The organism is Collinsella sp. LCP21S3_A3 (genome assembly GCF_052118905.1).
Classification (GTDB): Bacteria; Actinomycetota; Coriobacteriia; order Coriobacteriales; family Coriobacteriaceae; genus Collinsella.
In genome coordinates this window covers 1-18,394 of record NZ_JBQKGH010000008.1, presented here as the reverse complement: position 1 = coordinate 18,394, position 18,394 = coordinate 1, and the positions used below count along the sequence as shown (strand labels likewise).

The following is an 18,394-nucleotide window of genomic DNA, read 5'->3' as shown; positions in this document are numbered from 1 at the left end:
GGCGGCCATGTTTGATGACGACGACCTGTTCGATCTGACGGACGATCCGTTTGAGTGGGATACGCTACTCGATGACGATGAGCTGGAGCAGGACCGTAAGATGCGACAGGACAAGAAAACTCAGGGTGATGCGTCGAAAAAGAAAGACAAGCGCCGTCGCGGACTGTTTGGCGGGCTCTTTGGGTAACTGCCGCATCGCTGCGTCTGTATACTTAGCACGAGTTGGACGCGTTGCGAAATGAGGACTGAGACGATGATGTGGTTTACCGCCGACCTGCACCTGGGCGATACGAATATCTTGCACGACATGGACCGACCGTTTGGCTCGGTTGAGGAGATGAACCGCAAGGTCATCGATGTCATCAATGAGTGCGTGGCTGCGGACGACCGCCTCTATATTCTGGGTGACTTTACCTATCGTCTGCCCCTAGCGGATGCCGTGCGCCTGCGCGAGGGCATCGAATGCCAGAACGTGACGCTCATCCGTGGTAACCATGACGGCGACTGGGAAGATCCCGACGTGCCGCAGATTTGGGAAGACGTGCGTGATTACCTGGAGATTGCTCCCGGCTATGCCAAGGGCCATCGTCTGGTTATGAGCCATTACCCCATGCTCAGCTGGAACGGCAAGGCGCGTGGCGCCATTATGCTGCACGGGCATATCCACAGCAGGGGAGACCGCACCAATACGCGCAACCGCGATCGCGAACGTCCTATCTTTCGCTACGATGTCGGCCTCGATGCCAACGAGTACAAGCCCGTAAGCCGTGACCAAATCCTAGGCTTCTTTGGACTGTAATTCTCGAACCGTCACACAAACCGCCACAAAGGGGACGGGCACCTTTGTGGCGGTTCTGGCGCCGTTGCCATTATGGTGGCGGCACCTTTTTGTCCGTGCGGCGCGGTAGAGTGTAGGCGGTTGAAATTTGCGTCCTTCGAGGAGCTGCTATGAACGAGATCAAGTGCCCACATTGTGGCGAAGTATTTAAGGTCGATGCATCCGGCTATGCGGATATCGTCAAGCAAGTGCGCGATGCCGAGTTTTCGCGCGACCTGGATGAGCGTGTGAAGGCGGTCCAGCGCGAGGGCGAGCAAGCGCTGGAGCTTGAGCGCTCGCGTTCGATGGCTGCCTTGCAAGAGGCAGAGTCCCAGCGCAACGCTCAGCTTACCGAGCAGAAGAACGCTGCAGCTCAACAGCTGGCACAAGAGGTTGCCAAGCGCGATGCCGAGCTCGCCGAGCTGCGCGCCAAGCTCGAGGGCGCTGCCGCAGAGCGCGAGAGTGCAAGCCAGCGCGCGGCGGTAGAGGCACGAGCCAACGCTCAAAAGGAGAATGCCGAACTCCAGCGCGAGATTGACAATTTGCGTGCGCAGCTGGAGCGCAAAGATGACGAAGCCAAGCTCGTCGAGTCGGCGGCGCGCAATGCCGCTCAAAACGATTTAGCTGCACGTGATGCTCAGATTGCCGAGCTGCAGGCCAGGCTTGCCGCGGCGGACAAGGCCCAGGAGATGGCGCTTGCCGCTGCTGCGGCAGAGTCGCAGCGTGAGCTCGATGCCGCTCGCAGCGAGGCCGAGCGCGCGCTTGCTGACTATCGTGCGAAGGTACAAGAGAAGTTTTCCGCCGCAAAGGCTCAGTCTGAGCGCGAGGCCGAGGGCCTTCGTGCACAGCTTCGTGAGCAAGAACTTTCTGCAAAAATGGAGCTGTCGAAGGCGGTCGCCGCGGCGGAGCGAGAGCGCGATGAGGCGCGTGCCAAACTGACGAGCGAGCTGGCGGTGCGCGATTCTCGCGAGGAACAGGCCAAGGCGGCACACGAGCTCGAGCTTGCGCAGGCCAAGCGCGCGAGCGATGACCTGATTCGCTACAAGGATGAAGAGATCGAGCGCCTTAAGGACATGAAGGTCCGCCTGTCCACCAAGATGGTGGGCGAGTCGCTCGAGCAGCATTGCGAAACCGAGTTTAACCGTCTGCGCATGACGGCATTTCCCAACGCGTACTTCGAGAAGGATAACGATGCGTCCGAGGGTACCAAGGGCGACTTTATCTTCCGCGAGTGCGACGCGAGCGGCAACGAGGTCATTTCGATTATGTTCGAGATGAAAAACGAAAACGACGAGACCGCGACCAAGCATAAAAACGAGGACTTCTTTAAGAAACTCGATCACGACCGTCGCCAGAAAGGCTGTGAGTACGCGGTGCTCTGCACGCTGCTCGAGCCCGAGAGCGAGCTCTATAACGTAGGGATAGTCGACGTGAGCTATCGCTACGAGAAGATGTACGTGATTCGCCCGCAGTTTTTCATTCCCATGATCACGCTCCTTCGCAACGCCGCCATGGGCTCACTGCGCTATAAGCAGGAGCTAGCGGAGTACAAACAGCAGAATATCGACGTCACGAACTTCGAAGCCAAGATGGAGAAGTTCAAGAATGATTTCGGTCGCAACTACGAGATCGCGAGCCGCAAGTTCCAAACGGCAATCGATGAGATTGACAAGACGATTAGCCATCTGCAGAAAACCAAGGAGGCATTGCTATCCTCCGAGAACAATCTGCGCCTAGCCAACAAGAAGGCCGACGATCTTACCATTCGCAAGCTCACGTGGGGCAACAAGACCATGAAGGCGGCGTTTGACGAGGCGCGCGGGGCTGCGCCAGAGACAAACGATGAGCCAGCCGAGGCGGATTCGTATGAGGTCGAGGATACCGAGTAAGGCATAGCGTATAGTGCAAAAACGGGGCCGCTGGCGATATTGCCAACGGCCCCGCTTCGTTTCGTTCCAATATGTTCGACTAGTCCTCGAGCAGGTCTTCGATAAAGCCGACGCGGTAGTTTTTGAAGATGACTTCACCGCCGTCTTGCGTGGCGTCCAGATCGACATCGCCCATGATGCCAAAGTCGTGGTCGCCGTCCTCGTCGGCAAAGATCTGGTGCACGTGCCATACGTGCGTGGTCTTCTCGTCGGACTCATCGATGGAAAACATCGCGGCGCTGCGGGCATCTCCGTCGGTGAGGATTTCCTCGTGCTGCTCATGGTAGGCATCGAGGGCCTTTTGCCAGCGGATCTCGCTCATGCCCCAGTCGTCGTCGAGCTCGCCCAGGTCGCGAACGTGCTCACGGGCGGCAAGGGTCACGCGGCGGAAGAGCGCATTGCGCACCAGCAGCGTGCAGCCGCGGCGGTCCGCCACGACCTCGTCGATGCCCTGTGGCGGCGCGGCATCGAGGGCTGCCGGGTTGCCGGCGTTCTCCCACTCATCCACCAGGCTCGAGTCCACCGAGCGCACCACAAAGCCCAGCCACGAGATAATGTCGCGCAGGCGCTCGTCGCGCTTCTCGATGGGTACGGTGCGGTCGAGCGAACGGTAGGCCTCTGCCAGGTAGCGAAGCAAAATGCCCTCGGAGCGGGCGATGCCGAGCTTTTGAATGTAACCCTTAAAATCGCTCGCGCTTTCCAGCATATCGCGCAGGACACTCTTGGGAGAGAGCTGGTAGTCGTTTGCCCAGGGCACTTCCTGGCAGTACTTGTCAAAAGCGGCGTCGAGCAAATCCTCGAGCGGCTTTTCGTACGTGACGTCTTGAATGCGCTCCAAGCGTTCCTCATACTCGATGCCGTCGGCCTTCATCTCGGCCATAGCGCGATCGCGTGCGGCGCGCTCCTGTGCACGCAATACCTGCTTGGGGTCCTCGAGCGTGGCCTCGACCATCGAGATGAGGTCCATGGTATAGGTCTCACTTTCGGGGTCGAGCAGCTCCAGCGCGGCAAGCAAAAACGGCGAGAGCGGCTGGTCGAGCGCAAAGTCCTCGGGCAGGTCGACCGTCAGCGCGTAGTCGATGTCCGGCGCGGCGTCAGCCGGAGCGTCGGGTGCGGGCGGCACCTCGGTGCGCACGACGACGCCGGAGTCGATGAGCGTGGCGAAGATCTCGTCGGCGCGAACCTCGAGCTTGGCCTTTTCTTCGGGGGTCTGCAGGCTTGTCTCGATGAGGTCGTGTACGCGGGCTCGGGCATTGCCGCCCTGCTCGACCACACTAATCACCATAGAGTGCGTGATGCGCAGGCGTGGCTTGAGTGTTTCGGGTTGCGTCTCGATCAGGCGCTCAAAAGTTTGCTTGTTCCAGGAGACAAAGCCCTCGGGGGGCTTTTTCTTTTTAATCTTACGGAGTTTTTTGGGGTCGTCGCCCGCCTTGGCCATAAGCTTGGCATTCTCGATCTCGTGCTCGGGTGCCTCGGCGATTACCATGCCCTCGGTATCGAAGCCCGAGCGACCGGCGCGACCGGCAATTTGATGGAACTCGCGGGCGCGCAGACGACGCATTTTGTAACCATCGAACTTGGTGAGCGCGGTGAGCACCACGGTGTGGATGGGTACGTTGATGCCGACGCCGAGTGTGTCGGTGCCGCAAATGACGGGCAGCAGGCCCTGCTGCGCCAATCGCTCGACCAGCAGGCGATAGCGCGGCAACATGCCAGCATGGTGCACGCCGACGCCGCATCCAAGCAGGCGCTTGAGAATCTTGCCAAAGGCCGTGGAGAAGCTCGTTCCCTTTGCCGCTTCTTTGATGGCCTCGCGCTGCTCCTTGCTGGCGATGCCAAAATTGGCGAGCGATTGTGCCGTCGCAAGGGCGGCATCCTGGCTAAAGTGCACGATATAGAGCGGGGCCTCGCCACGGCGCATGGCGAGCTCGACCGTGCCCTCGAGGGAGGTCGTCACATAGTCGTAGCTCAGCGGAACAGGACGCGGGGCATCGACAACCAAGTCGCAAGCAGCGCCGGTGTGCTCCTCGAGCGAGGCGGCGATGGCGGTGACATCGCCGAGCGTGGCGCTCATGAGCATAAACTGCGTGTGGGGCAGGGTGAGCAGCGGTACCTGCCAGGCCCAGCCGCGGTCGGGGTCGGCAAAGTAGTGGAACTCGTCCATGGCGACGCAGCCAACATCGGCATCTTCGCCCTCGCGCAGCGCATCGTTGGCAAGGATTTCGGCCGTGCAGCAGATGACGGGCGCCTTGGTATTGATATGCGTATCGCCGGTGATCATGCCGACGTTATCGCGGCCGAGTACCTGTACCAGGTCGAAGAACTTCTCGCTGACCAGGGCTTTGATGGGGGCCGTGTAATAGCAGCGCTTGCCCTGAGCCATGCCCATAAAGAGCATGCCCAGCGCGACGAGCGATTTACCCGATCCGGTCGGTGTGCCTAAAATGACGTGATCGCCGGCGGCCAGGTCCATGAGGGCCTCTTCTTGGTGATCCCACAGCTCAATGCCACGGTCGCTCGTCCATTCAAAGAAGCGTTCGAAGGCCTGATCGGGCGTGAGCCATGGTTCGGGCTCGCTGCCGTCCTCGGGCTCCCACCAGGTGGGAGAGAGCGCGCCGAGCGAGCCAAACTCGGCTTCGGTTCCCGTGCCGCCCGAGAACGAGCTGGCGGCGCCGGCACCGGAGACGGTGCTGGCGGCGGTATCTGTCGTGGTCTGTGCCATGTGTTTGCTTTCTCTCGCGATTGTCCGCCAACTATTATGGCGTAGCGTCGCATCGATGCGTTCGCAGGCAAGAAAATGCAGGAAATGGGCGTTCTGCCCAGCTGTTTGGTGCAGTTGCCAGCTAAGTGAGTAGACTTTTTGCAATATCGCGAGCACATGGCTTTTGCACAAAGGCTCTACCTGCGGTTTTAGTATTGGTTATGCGGGTTGTGCTTGGCTATTGCAAAAAAGTCTACTCACTTAGATTTGAGGGTCGTTTGCTGGCGCCTATTTGCGCTTGTTTGCCGAAGCCGCGACCATCAGAGGCCCCTGGGACTCCTGCGGTAAGCGCTTCTTGCCCTTGCGGGCGCGGTTTTTAAAGTTCTCGACGGCCTCTTCCATGCCGAGGGGCACGTAGGTGAGCTCATCGAGATTGTCGGGCAGGTAGCACGCAAGGCTTTGCTCCTGCGCGCGCCCCGCCGTGAGCTGTTCATCGCTGGGCAGCGCGTCGGGAGTGGCGCAAATGCCATAGACGGCGGCACCCATCTCGCGCGTGCGGCGCTCGTATTCGGTCTCGGGATGCTCGGGATGGTCGCGGCGAACGTCGTCACTTACCCAAAGTGTGTCGTAGCCGGCCGCGGCAAACTGCCCCAGGGCGTAGTCGCGCAATGGCTTGCTGTCGGTGCGCAGCGTGACGGTGGCGCCGGCTGAAAAAAGCGGACGGTAGAGCATCAGATGGTCGACATGGACGAGTCGTTTTTTGGCGTACTTGGCCTTAGGCTGCGGCGTGGGAAAGTTGATGGTGATGGCATCGAGCTCGCCTGTGGCAAACAGCTGCGGCAACGATGCGGCGCCTCGGGGCAGGACGAGTGCGTTGGTCAGTTCCTGCTCGCAGATTTTCTGTGCGGCATAGGCGATGCAGATGGGCTCCTGGTCCATGCCGATAAAGAGCGTGTTTGGCTCGTGGGCCGCGCGCTCTACAAGGTACGTTCCCTTGCCGCAGCCAAGATCCAGGTGAAGGTGTTCGAAAGACTTGCTGCCTGCGGGCGCACAGGCCTCGCGCCAATCTCCGGCATAGATTTCAGGGTTCGTCTCAATCGCATCGGCGTAGCGCTCCAGGCGCTCTTCGAGCACAAAGTTCTTAGGCGTGCGAACGTGGACGGCTCCCATGAGGCTCCTTGGTCATAAGTATGGAACGCATAGCTGCGCGTTCCGTTAATGGGTTGAAAAAAGGGTAGGCATAGCTTGCCCGAAAGACGCGGTGCGGCTCGACGGCGAGTCGTCGGCGCCTACAGGCGCTTGAGAATCACGTAGCGGTTGAGCTCGCCACTGCGACCGTCGGCATGGAAGCGCTCAAGCTCGCGTACGGGGACCTCGCCGCTCTTGTAGAACGTGCGAACGCCGCGCACCAGGTCGGTGATCTGCTGATCGTCAAAGTGATGGCAATAGCGGTAGGCGTGGCGGTCGTTTTGCCAGCCAATGAGGTGGTCGCCGGCTTCAAACTGCGCTGAATCGTAACCCTCAAACGGCGGGGTGAGCTCGGCGCGGGCCTCGGCGCGAACGGCCTTGCGCGCCATGCGCTCGTCGTTCATAAACTCCCAAAAGCTAATGGCGATGATGCCGCCCGGGCGCGTCTGCCGCACCAGGGCGTCGAGCACGCGTACGCGGTACTCGCACGACGGCACGTGGTGCATAAAGCCAAAACAGACCGAGATGTCGGCGAGCGGGGCGTCGAAAAGCGCGTCGGGCGCCTCGGCGGGGTTGAGCTTCATGAGGGCATCGAGCACGTCGAGTTCCTGGAAGTGCAGGTTGGGAATGCGCAGGGCGTGACCGTGCGCATCGATAGCCAGGTCTTGGCACGAGTCGACGCCATAGAACTCAAACGGGCAGCTGGCATCTGCCGAGGAGTTTGCGCCGTCGACGCCCTTGGCGGCAAGTGCGCCGCCGGCGGCAAAGTTCTCGAATCGCATATTGCCGCAGGCGAGATCGAAGACGCGGACGGGATGCTCGATTGTGGCGACGTCGAGCTGCCCGAGCGCTATATCCATGGTGCGCACCCAGCCGGGCCACGGGGCCTGACGCGTATCGGAAAAGGAGGCGGAGTGCTCGCGATAGAACGTGTTGTTGAGCTGGATGAGCGATGAGGCGAAATCGCGGTTCACGGCGCGGGACTCCCTCCGTTGGCGGTGCGGAATTAACAGTACGACCATACTACCGTTAACGCCGCAACGGGGACAACCGGGCTAGGTGCCATTGCTTTGTTTGGACACATTTCCGCAGCTCACATGCACCCGCAACCGCCGGTTGTCAAAAATCTCACTAGAATAGGTGGCATGCTTTTGGCGGTGGCGGATAGATTTTTAACTGTGCAAGGCGCCTTAAGAACAAAAACGGTCCGGCGGCACGGCTGGCATCACATAGGAGGAACCATGAATGTAGAAACTGCGCAGCGGCTCGCCGACCTTCGCCGCAGCAAAGGCTTTAGTCAAGAAGGGCTGGCACGAAAGCTGGGACTGTCGCGCCAAGCGGTCAGCAAATGGGAACGCGCGGAGAGCTCGCCCGATACCGAGAACCTGATCTCGCTCGCCAAGCTCTATGGCGTGAGCCTGGACGAGCTGCTCAATCCGAGCGATGAGATCGAGGACGATATCGAGTTTGAGAACGAGGACCGCGCCCGCCAGCGCGAGGCCGAGGCCGCGGAGCGCGCACGCACCCATGAGGCGGCGGCACGTGCCACCGAGGCGGCAACACAGGCGAGTGATGCTGCGGCCAAGGCGGCGCAAGCGGCAAGCTGGAGTGCGCAGGCCGCCAATGCTGCTACGGCGCAGGCGACGAGTGGCGGCGCAGTTGGCTCGACTCCGGTGAAGGGCCCGTTCCAGTCGTTCCCGTATTGGGCCGTGTGCTGGCTGCTGTTCTTTTTGCTGATGTTCCCGTTTGGCGCCGGCCCCTTTGCCGCGCTGATCTTCTTTACGATTCCCATCTATCACTGGGTGGCGCGTGCGCTCGATGGCGATTGGGCGCGCGGTGATATTCAGGTTGGTCCGGCGCCGGTGACGGCTAGGGCTCGGAATGTTTCCGCTGCGGTTGATGCTGACGTGGCTACCGCGACCACCGCTGAGCCGATTGCCAAAGAGGGTGATGAATGATGAAGCTTTCGCATGAATCCAAGGTACGCTTGGGCGTTGGCGTCGGAGCGTTTGTGCTCATCATTGGGCTTGTCTTTGGCATTTCGCGGCTATTGGCTCATTCCGATATGGTGCGTACGACCGGTATTCTATCTGGCCATTTGTCTGATTTTGACGATATGTTTGACGAGGACGATTCCTTGAATAGCGGTAACTATTCCGCTCGGCCTCAGCAACTTTCGAGTGTGACTTTTGATGCCGATGAGTTCCGCTACCTCGATTTCGATATCAATGCGGCTTCGGTGGACGTCAAGGTTGTTGATGGCAACAAGGCTCGCGTTATAGAGCGGGGGCGCGTTGCCGAGGGTATGGATGCCTCCAAGGCCGCGACGCAAAACATCGCATCCGTCGAGGACTCGACGCTCAAGGTTTCCCAGTTTGGAAGTGATGACGGTAAGGCAATCGATCGCTCAGTTACGGTTGAGCTGCCACGCCGTGTTGCCGAACATCTGAAGGGAGTCAACGCGCACGTGGGCTCGGGTGATCTGCAGATTGCCGGTGTCATCTGTGATGGTTTCGACCTTTTCCTGGGTGCGGGAGATGTAGAGTTTTCGGGCAGCGTGACTGATGCGCTCAGCGCTGAGGTCGGTTCGGGCGATGTGACGTTCGAGCTTTACCAGGCCCCCGCGAAGTCGATGGACGTGAGTGTGGGCTCGGGCGATGTGGAGATGACGGTTCCGAACTCGACGGGCTTTAAGGCGAGCGTCACCTTGGGCAGCGGCGACTTCGAGAGCGATTTCCTTCCGCTTGGCTACGACGGCGAGACCATTTTGAATCTTGAATTCGATAACGGCGATAAGTCTGCCACGTATCGTTTTGAGGTCGGTTCGGGTGACATGTCGTTTGATCCGGAGTGACACGCGGTTTTCGGAGATCGGTACATATAGGCGTGCTCTTTGATGAAGGCGCCGGGGCCGTGACGGGCTCCGGCGCCTTTGCCTTTACAATGGGGGCATGGAACAGATTATCTTGAACATACTTAAAGCCTTGCGTCGCGGCGAGACCGTGGACGACAAGGCGCTCGTCAAATTGATACATGCCGAGGCACGCCGTGAGGGTGCCGACAAGCGCGATCTGGCCAAGCGCCGTCTGCTGCCGTTCTACCAGCGGGTTAAACGTGAGGATCCGGCTCGTTGGGCTGCGTGGAATGTCGATTCCGATCTGGAACGTCAACTGCTGCAGGTGCTACGCATGAAGCCGCGCCGCACGGCTTCGGGCGTAGCGACCATTACCGTCATCACCAAGCCGTGGCCGTGCTCGGGCGATTGCCTGTTTTGCCCCAACGACCTGCGTATGCCCAAAAGCTATTTGCATGCCGAGCCCGCGTGCGCCCGTGCGGAGCAAAATTGCTTCGATCCGTATCTGCAGGTGAGCGCTCGTTTGACCGCGCTTTCGCAGATGGGGCATGCGACCGATAAGATTGAGCTCATTGTGCTCGGTGGCACCTGGAGCGACTATCCGGAAGGCTATCAGACATGGTTTATGTCGGAGCTTTTCCGTGCGCTCAATGACGATGCCGTCGCCGGCGTGGCGGCCAACCCCATGTTGGCGCGTCCGGGCATCAGCCGTGCCGAGGCGGGGCGTCTGCTCGACGATGCACCCGCCGATGCCCTGCCGCCGGTGGTAGCGGAGCGCCGCGAGCGCTATCGGGCTGCCGGCATTGCGACAGACGAGGCCGAGCTCGCTGCCGGCGTTGCCGACGAGCAGGAGCGTGTGGATGCTGTCGTGGGCGGCTATAACCGTGCGGTGCGTCGTTTGTACGGCCCTGGTACGCCGTGGGGCGAGGTCACCGAGTGGCAGACGGCAACGATGGAGGAGCTCGAGCGTCAGCAGCGCATCAACGAGACGGCGAAGCATCGCGTGGTGGGACTCGTTATCGAGACGCGCCCCGATGCCATAACGCCGCAGGCGCTTACGCTCATCCGCCGCCTGGGCTGCACCAAGATCCAGATGGGCATCCAGAGCCTCGACCAGTACCTGCTCGATATCAACGAGCGTCGCATTTCGGTGGGGCAAATCGAGCGGGCGTTTTCGCTTGCGCGCCTGTTTGGCTTTAAGATCCACGCGCATTTTATGCTCAACTTGCTGGGCGCCACACCCGAGGGGGACAAGCGCGACTACGAGCGCTTTATGACCGAGGGGGCCTTTATGCCCGACGAGGTCAAGGTCTACCCGTGCGCGCTCATCGAGGGCTCGCGTCTGGTGGGCTGTTACGAGCGCGGCGAGTGGCGCCCCTATACCGAGGAGGAGCTACTCGACGTGCTAGCCGATGACATCGTGGTGACGCCGCCGTTCTGCCGTATCAGCCGCATGATCCGCGATTTTAGCTCCGATGACATTATGGTGGGCAACAAGAAGCCCAACCTGCGTCAGCTCGTCGAGAACCGCCTGGCTGCTCGGGGTGACGGTGCGACGGTGCGTGAGATTCGCTATCGCGAGATCAGCACGGCGGGTGCCGACTTGGATGAGCTGACCCTTGACGAGGATGTAGCGTACGAGACGCCGGTGACGCACGAGCGCTTTTTGCAGTGGGTGACGCCGCAGGGCAAGATTGCGGGCTTTTTGCGCCTGTCGCTGCCCGACCATTCGTTTGTTGCCGCGCATTCGGACGAGTTGCCGACGACGCCGGACGAGGCGATGATTCGCGAGGTGCACGTGTACGGCATGGCGGCGCGCGTGGGCGACCAGGGCCAGGCGGCGCAGCATCACGGGTTGGGGCGTTTGCTCGTAGAGCGTGCGTGCGAGATTGCCCGGGATGCGGGTTATACGCACATCAACGTGATCAGCGCGATTGGCACGCGCGAGTACTATCGCCATCTTGGATTTTATGACCATGGCCTTTATCTGCAAAAGGAGCTCTAGATGAACAAGCCGAGTGTTTCTGCCGGCGTTGTTGCCGGCGTTGCTCTGGGAGCCGCGGCGCTGGGCGCGGCTGCCGTCGCTGTTCGCGCTGCCTGCCTGCAGGTCGCGCGAACCCGCAATGGATTGGCGCGTGTGAAACGCGTGCACGATGAGGGCGGCGATGAAGTCCGCGTATTGGTGCAAGGCGGTGTCTACCAAAGCGCGAGTTACGTCGGCGAGCGCTGGGCGGAGCCCGTCTTTGCGTATTATCGCGCGTTTGACGACGTGTTTGAGGCCGAGGATGCGATGCGTGACGTTTATGGTCACGGTATCAGCCGTATGCTTATGCTAGGTGGCGGCGGGTTTGCCTATCCCAAATTTGCGCTGATGTCGCACGAGGGCCTGCGCATGGACGTTATCGAGTATGACGGAGAGATTACGCGCCTGGCGCGCCGCTGGTTCTACCTAGACGAGCTAGAGCGCGCGGCGGGCGATCGCCTGCGGGTGATAACCGCTGAGGCTCGCTCGTATCTGGGTGTGACGAGTGTGGGCCATCGTCGCTACGACGTGGTCGTGAGCGATTGCTTTGGCGGTGCCGAGCCCGTACGCGAGCTGGCGACGGTTGAGGCGTTGCGCTTAGTGCGGGGCAGCCTGAACCCCGGGGGTATCTACGTCGCCAATATCGTGAGCGCAAACGAGGGGGGCGATGTAACGTTCCTGCGCGACTGCGCTGCCACGGCACTCGAGGTATTCGCCCACGCCTGGGTGGTCCCCTGTGGCGATACAGAGTTCGGCGGCGAGGAAAACTACCTGCTCATCGCCAGCGACGGGAACTATGCCTTTGCCGAAGCCGTGCCCTTTGACGCCGACTTCCTCGGCGCCGTCCTTCACGACTAGCGCGTCTTTCTGCGACCAGTCTTTCTGGGACGGGGCTTTTTAGCTGCTTTCGGATGCCGGCTCGCTCCACATCGGGAGCAGTCAATTTGGGACGGGGCTATTTTAGCTATCCCTGCCACTAATCGGCCAAACCTTTCGCTTTACCTGCAAGGGCAGCTAAAATAGCCCCGTCCCAAATTGACTGCTCATATAGTCAGCCCCGTTTTATGCGTGGTCGCGCCAGCTGCGGACACGCTGCTTCATGCCATCTATGTCGAGCACGCCTTCGGCAAAGCCCTTACGCACGAGCTCTTCGGGAACGAACTCATCGTAACGATCAAAGTAAGGCACCTCGCCGGGATAGACGAGCTCGATGGGATCGAAGTCCTTCTCGGCCTCGGCGGCGAGTACCTCAAAGAACGTCTCTTCGTCGGCCTTCATCTTAAACTGCATAAAGTACGGGCGCGACGGGTCGAGTCCGCGAAGGCCCAGCTCCGCGGCACATTTAATCTTGAGCATGCGCTCGAGCGCCAAAAAGGCATAGCTGCCCAACCAGGGGAAGAGCACCCAGGTGTCGCCGCCCAGGTTAATGAGTGGCCTAGTGCCCGCACCCGAAATCTCGGCCGTATGGCGAGCCTGCGCCAGACGGGCTCGCGCGTTGCCCATAAGGTACGGATACGCGGCATGTTCGTTGAGCGCTTTACGCATGCGCTCGAGTACATGCGTGTTGATGTCGCCGGGGCAGTCGCCAAAGTAAGCCGGCACACGGCCCTTGACCTGCGTAGCAAAGACGGTATGGCGCTTCCAGTCCACTTCCTCGACAATCCAGCAGTGCCCGGCGATGGCGATGCGTTCACCGGGCGGTGGGGGATTGACGATCGTGCCCAGCTCGGCCGACTCGCTGCGGACGGTGAACTCCTCGTTTTCCTGGAACACGGCGTAGAACTTAAAATTGTTGATGATGCGCTCGCCCGCGAGGCCCACGATGAGCCCGCCGCCCTCGGTGACCTGGATATGGTCGATCTTAATGAGGTGACGCAGCAGCACGCGATAGTCATCGGCTGAGACGCGGTGGAAATAACTGAGCGTGAGCACGCGCTGGGCAAGTTCTGCCGGCGTGAGCTCTCCGGTGCTGGCAAGCGTCGACATAGTCTGGTGATAGAGCAGACTGTAGGGGAGTCGATCGAGCTCGGGCGGCTCGACCCACTTTTCCTCGCGATAGAGTTGTACGAGTGCGATGCCCTGCAGGAGCTTCCACGGAATGGTTTCGGGCATCATCGTGCGCGGCTCGGGCTCTTCCTCGCGCATGACAAACCACATCTCGGGCGGAAGGTCGCGGCGTCCCGTGCGGCCCATTCGCTGCAAAAAGGAACTGACGGTAAATGGCGCATCGATTTGAAACGCACGCTCCAGACGGCCGATATCGATGCCAAGCTCAAGCGTAGAGGTGGTGACGGTCGTCTGTGCCTGCTCCTCATCGCGCATGAGCTCTTCTGCCGTCTCGCGCAACGATGCCGAAAGATTGCCGTGATGGATGAGGAAACGGTCAGGCTCGTGTCGGCTCTCACAGTAGCTGCGCAGCATGGAACATACGGCCTCTGCCTCCTCGCGCGAGTTGGCAAAGACCAGACACTTGCGCCCGCGGGTGTGTTCGAAGATATAGCCCATGCCGGGATCGGCGTTGTCGGGTGCGGTGTCGGTGGGGTTGAGGAGCGCTTGCTCGGCGGCCCGGGGGATGTCGACTTCGCCCTCGGGGGCCGAGGAAGTGCAGCGGTTCCCGGAGCTAGCCTTACCCTGTGCCCGTTTGCGACGTTGACGGCGCTTGTCCTGTGTGGGCTGTCCGCTGTGGCTCGTGCCTTGGGTGTCGGCCGGCAGCGCCGTGGGTGCCGCTGCCTCAATGCGCTCGGAGGCAAGCACTTCGGCCTCTTGAGGACCCATGCTCTCGAATCCCCGCTGCTGTGCCTGGGGACCCGAGTTGTAGAAGTGCTCCATGGAGATGCGCCACACGCGGCGCGGTTCCTCAAAACGGGGGATAACGCAGTCACGTCCCGTTCCCTGTGAGAGAAAAGCGCCCGTGCGCTCGGGGTCGCCGATGGTGGCCGAAAGGCCAATGCGTCGAGGCTGCACGCCGGCCATGCGCGAGAGTCGCTCGATAAGGCAGAGCGTCTGCCCGCCACGGTCGCCGCGCATGAGCGAGTGGACCTCGTCGATGACCACATAGCGCAGGTCGCAAAACATGCGCGGGATCGCCATGTGCTTATGGATCAGGAGCGCCTCGAGTGACTCGGGCGTAATCTGCAAGATGCCGCTCGGCTTTTTGATGAGCTTAGCCTTGTGCGACTGCGAGACATCGCCATGCCAGTGCCAGACAGGGATATCGGCCTCTTCGCAGAGGTCGTTAAGGCGGACGAACTGATCATTGATGAGCGCCTTGAGGGGGCCGATGTAGAGGGCGCCCACGCTCGCGGGGGGCTTCTCCCAAAACTCGGTCAGGATGGGAAAGAAGGCCGCCTCGGTTTTGCCGGAAGCCGTGGATGCCGTCAGGAGCACATTGTCTTGTGTGTTAAAGATGGCATCTGCCGCCGCAACCTGAATGGAGCGGAGACTCTCCCAATCGTGGGAGTAGATGAAGTCTTGGATAAACGGGGCGTAGCGGTCAAAGGCGTTCACGGGGCCTCCTTTCAAAAGCGAATCTCTCAACGCGGCGGGCAGTGGCTTACTGCATGACTGCTTCAATGTTTGCCCAGATAAAACCTGCCAAAATAAACCTGTCCCTTTTTGGCAGGTTAGATGGCGAATTCGGCGAAGTTGCGGTCGGCGCCTGCGGTGCCGGTGTCGTCTGTTGCGGCTGCTGGCGCGTCACCGCCGACGCTTTGCAGCAGCTCGGCCACGTTGGCGTTGGGGTTTTGGCATAGGATGTCGAGCAGCTCGATAAAGTCACGAATGACTTCGCGCGGCGTCAGATGCGTGTCGGCTCCCACGCGACCGAACTCAATCTTGAGGAAGTCCACCAGGTCGTTCTCGGTAAGCGTGGGCGTCCAGCCAAAGTAGCCGGCGTGAATTTGCATGATTTTTTCGATCAGCACCAGCAACTCTTCGTAGGTGAGTGGCTGCAGACGGATGATGGGCGCGAGCATGTCTTTAAGGTCCTCGCGTGCAAAGCGGCCCTGAGCGAGTCGGCTGCGCAGGGCCTCGTAGGAGAACACGCCGCGGCGGCGGTCTTCGATGGAGGTTGGCGTGCCGCCCATGATCATGCCCAGGTACTGCGCCTTGCCCTGGAGCGTGTCGTTGTACATGGTCAGGATCTTCTCGTAGTTGTATTGGCGCGTGATCGCGTTGGGAATCTTATACAGATTCACGAGTTCGTCGATGAGCACCAGCATGCCCTTGTAGCCGCTGCAGACCAAAAAGCGCGCAATGAGCTTAACGTAGTCGTACCAGTCGTCATCGCTGATGATGGTTGAGGAACCCAGTTCGGCGCGAGCCTCGCTCTTGGTGCGGTATTCGCCGCGGATCCATTTGGTTATGCGGCTCATGGCCTCTTCATCGCCCTCGGATACGGCCGTGCGGTAGCGGCGGAGCATGCGGGCGAAGTCGAAGCCGTGGACCATCTCCTCGAGCGGGGCCAGTTGGGCATTGACGACCGACTCGTCGACGTCGGCACACGAGGCGACCCAGCGATCCAGAATAAGGTTGAGCGCACCGCCCTCGGGGCGCGTCTTGGTCGATATGTTGCGGATGAGCTCACGGTAGGTGGCAAGGCCCTGCCCCTGACCGCCCTGCAGGCGGCGCTCGGGCGACAGGTCGGCATCGGCGACGACGAACCCCTCGCCCATGGCGTGCGTGCGGATGGTCTGGAGCAAAAAGCTCTTGCCTGCGCCGTAGCGACCGACCAGAAACCGGAAGCTCGCGCCACCGTCGGCGATGAGACTCAAATCGGTGAGCAGGGCGCGGATCTCGACCTCGCGCCCTACGGTGATATAGGGAAGGCCGATGCGCGGGACCACACCGCCCTTGAGTGAGTTGAGAATGACGGCAGCGACGCGCTTGGGCACGCGGGGTGCTGCGGATGCGGTATCACTCATGGTCTAGGTATCCTCTCACGTCTGCTTCGTAATCCTCGATAATTTGCGGTCCTGCCGCGCCGAACTCGATAACGGTGTCTCCCACCAGGTCAAAGAGCGTCTCGTTGATGCTGTCGACGAGCATATCCTCGCTCTGGCCCGACCTCTCCACTGCCGATGTCGCTTGCGCTGTGTTTTGCTCGAGGAGCGCGCGAAGAAAGGCATCTTCGGCGGGCGCGAGTTTGTTCGTAGCTTCGGCAGACGCGGGCGTTGCGGGTGCGGGCGCAGACACGAGGAGCGGTGCCATGACGCCAAACTCTTCGGCGGAGACAGTCGGCTCGTCGGGTTCGTCTTGCTGAATGGTCATCTCGCCAGGTTCGGCAGTCATGCCGGGCGCAGACTCGCGGCCCGGCTGCTCGATAAGCGTTGCCTCGGCTTCCACGGGCATGCCGTCCTCGCGCTCCTCATCAATCAAAAGCGCTTCACGCGTTTGCGCGGCGGCGCTCCGAATGTGCCCCAGCTGGCTCAAATCGATATCGATCTTGATGGGCTGGTGTGCGGCATCCCACGAAAGCCATGCCACGATCTCGTCATCGATGATTTTGGCCAGATATTTGGGGACCTTCTCCTCCTTCAGGGGGTGGGCGGGGGCTAGGGCCAGGCGCAGACGTTGGTCGCAGGCGCGCATCATCTCACCAAGCTTGCTGCTCTTTTGCCTGCTGCCGTGAATTCGCATGCATTCCCAAAAACCGTTTTGGCAGCGGTAGATATGGATGGGGTCAAGGCGGTATTCGCAGTCCTCGTGGCGCTCGGGCGCAAAGAACACGGCCGAGGCAAACATGGTATAGGGCATGGCCGTCTCCTCCCCAAACAAGCTCGCCACGATACCGGTCTTTCGATGCGTGTCATAGTAGCGCGCCATGCGGACGTACACGGCACATGCCACGTGGCGTAGGTCGCGATGGTGGCTGCGATCGAGTCTAGAGTTATCGAGGTTATACGTGGAGAGGGCGTTGATAGCGGCCATGAGTCGCTCCTCGCCCGCCTCGTCGGGCGGGAGGGGGAGCGTAGGCTCGGAGGTCTTGCGACGCGCAGGCGCCAGGTCCGACGGCGTCGGTGCAGGTGCAAGGTCTCGAGCCGCGCGCCGCAGCTCGATAAGGGCGTTATCGAACATGACGGTTTTAGAGTCGCGAAGCAGTTTGGGGTCGAGCCCGTGGAAAACGGCGTAATCTTGCAACCACACGCGTGCAAACCGGTCGATGCCGGGCTCGAAGGCACGATAGGCGTTCCAAAAGGCCTTGATCTTGCTAAAGCCATCGAGTGGGTCATCTACGCCAATGCCGCAGATCAGCTCATAGAGATACAGGAAGGCAAAGGACGTAGACGTTTCCTCGACAGTTCCGCGGCGCACTTGGGCACGCCAGGTAAAGTAGCCGCGCAACTGTCGATCGCTCATGGCATTGTAGGTGGGAAAGTACGACTTAAAGGTGCCGTTGTAGGGACAATCGTCCTCGAAGTCGGCCATCAGCAGGCCTTGGCGGTAAAAGAGCTCCGCCTCCGATAGCCAACGTCCCGCGCCGCCTTTGGGATCATCTTGCCAGCGTGATATCTCGCGCATCTTGCGGTACTGGTCGGGGAGGAAGTTCTGCATCTGTCGACCGGTCTTGAGAATCGGCTCGTCAGCATAGATTTCGTTTGAGAAGCGGGCGGACTGATGGGTCCGGGCCTCGGCCATAATGCGCTCGATGAGCATCTTGACGTCCCGGTCGGCCACCGCTTCTCCTCTCCTAACGCAGCTTCGGTGACCTCATATCATAGCACAGCATCAAACAGGTGTTCGAGAAACCGCTACGTAGATAGATTTAGAACAACCTTGATTATCAACTTCATCCGAACACCTCCCACATTCATCCGTACATGTGCGGATGAATGTGGGAACCCGATACCCTGAGGGCCGGATCGGCCGGCCCCGGGAGATCGGA

General features: G+C 60.6%; 13 protein-coding genes. 7 read left to right on the top strand and 6 right to left on the bottom strand.

Annotated elements, in window-relative coordinates:
• Positions 1–7 precede the first annotated feature (7 nt).
• From ACTQ0H_RS05580 to ACTQ0H_RS05570, 3 genes are all read left to right on the top strand, one after another.
• Positions 8–187, top strand: coding sequence for a hypothetical protein (locus ACTQ0H_RS05580; protein ID WP_441057136.1), 180 nt, complete (start codon positions 8–10; stop codon positions 185–187).
• Between the two features lie 66 nt (positions 188–253).
• On the top strand, positions 254–799 hold the full coding sequence (locus ACTQ0H_RS05575) for a metallophosphoesterase (protein WP_441547893.1): 546 nt from the start codon (positions 254–256) through the stop codon (positions 797–799).
• Between the two features lie 149 nt (positions 800–948).
• Positions 949–2,706, top strand: a complete 1,758-nt coding sequence (locus ACTQ0H_RS05570) for a DUF2130 domain-containing protein (RefSeq protein WP_441547892.1) — start codon at positions 949–951, stop codon at positions 2,704–2,706.
• A gap of 79 nt (positions 2,707–2,785) precedes the next feature.
• On the opposite strand, the gene ACTQ0H_RS05565 is transcribed toward ACTQ0H_RS05570, so the two are convergent.
• The 3 genes from ACTQ0H_RS05565 to ACTQ0H_RS05555 all read right to left on the bottom strand — a co-directional run bounded on the left by ACTQ0H_RS05565 (position 2,786) and on the right by ACTQ0H_RS05555 (position 7,608).
• A complete protein-coding gene (locus ACTQ0H_RS05565; RefSeq protein WP_441547891.1) occupies positions 2,786–5,467 on the bottom strand; it encodes a DEAD/DEAH box helicase in 2,682 nt (893 codons plus the stop codon).
• A gap of 267 nt (positions 5,468–5,734) precedes the next feature.
• Entirely contained in the window at positions 5,735–6,616 is an 882-nt protein-coding gene (gene trmB / locus ACTQ0H_RS05560; protein WP_154517108.1) for a tRNA (guanine(46)-N(7))-methyltransferase TrmB, read from the bottom strand.
• Between the two features lie 119 nt (positions 6,617–6,735).
• A complete protein-coding gene (locus tag ACTQ0H_RS05555; RefSeq protein ID WP_441044870.1) occupies positions 6,736–7,608 on the bottom strand; it encodes a class I SAM-dependent methyltransferase in 873 nt (290 codons plus the stop codon).
• 267 nt (positions 7,609–7,875) lie between these two features.
• On the opposite strand from ACTQ0H_RS05555, the gene ACTQ0H_RS05550 reads away from it, so the two are divergent.
• The 4 genes from ACTQ0H_RS05550 (at position 7,876) to ACTQ0H_RS05535 (ending at position 12,369) form a co-directional block, all read left to right on the top strand.
• Positions 7,876–8,592, top strand: a complete 717-nt coding sequence (locus ACTQ0H_RS05550; protein WP_441063717.1) for a helix-turn-helix domain-containing protein — start codon at positions 7,876–7,878, stop codon at positions 8,590–8,592.
• Positions 8,592–9,488 carry a DUF4097 family beta strand repeat-containing protein gene (locus ACTQ0H_RS05545; RefSeq protein WP_195838579.1) on the top strand — a complete coding sequence of 299 codons (897 nt, stop codon included), beginning with the start codon at positions 8,592–8,594 and terminating at the stop codon, positions 9,486–9,488. Before ACTQ0H_RS05550 ends, ACTQ0H_RS05545 begins: the two co-directional genes overlap by 1 nt.
• 97 nt (positions 9,489–9,585) lie before the next feature.
• Positions 9,586–11,493: an elongator complex protein 3 gene (locus ACTQ0H_RS05540; RefSeq protein WP_441538290.1), complete on the top strand. Its 1,908-nt coding sequence runs from the start codon at positions 9,586–9,588 to the stop codon at positions 11,491–11,493.
• Positions 11,494–12,369 (top strand): spermidine synthase, encoded by an 876-nt coding sequence (locus ACTQ0H_RS05535; protein WP_441538292.1) that lies wholly within the window; start codon positions 11,494–11,496, stop codon positions 12,367–12,369.
• Positions 12,370–12,573: 204 nt separating this feature from the next.
• Here ACTQ0H_RS05535 and ACTQ0H_RS05530 read toward each other — a convergent pair whose 3' ends face one another.
• From ACTQ0H_RS05530 to ACTQ0H_RS05520, 3 genes are all read right to left on the bottom strand, one after another.
• On the bottom strand, positions 12,574–15,018 hold the full coding sequence (locus ACTQ0H_RS05530) for a DEAD/DEAH box helicase (protein ID WP_441538294.1): 2,445 nt from the start codon (positions 15,016–15,018) through the stop codon (positions 12,574–12,576).
• 116 nt (positions 15,019–15,134) lie between these two features.
• Complete coding sequence (locus ACTQ0H_RS05525) at positions 15,135–16,433, bottom strand: ATP-binding protein (protein ID WP_427794933.1); 1,299 nt, start codon at positions 16,431–16,433, stop codon at positions 15,135–15,137.
• Positions 16,426–18,186 carry a TerB N-terminal domain-containing protein gene (locus ACTQ0H_RS05520; RefSeq protein ID WP_441538297.1) on the bottom strand — a complete coding sequence of 587 codons (1,761 nt, stop codon included), beginning with the start codon at positions 18,184–18,186 and terminating at the stop codon, positions 16,426–16,428. Before ACTQ0H_RS05520 ends, ACTQ0H_RS05525 begins: the two co-directional genes overlap by 8 nt.
• Positions 18,187–18,394 lie beyond the last annotated feature (208 nt).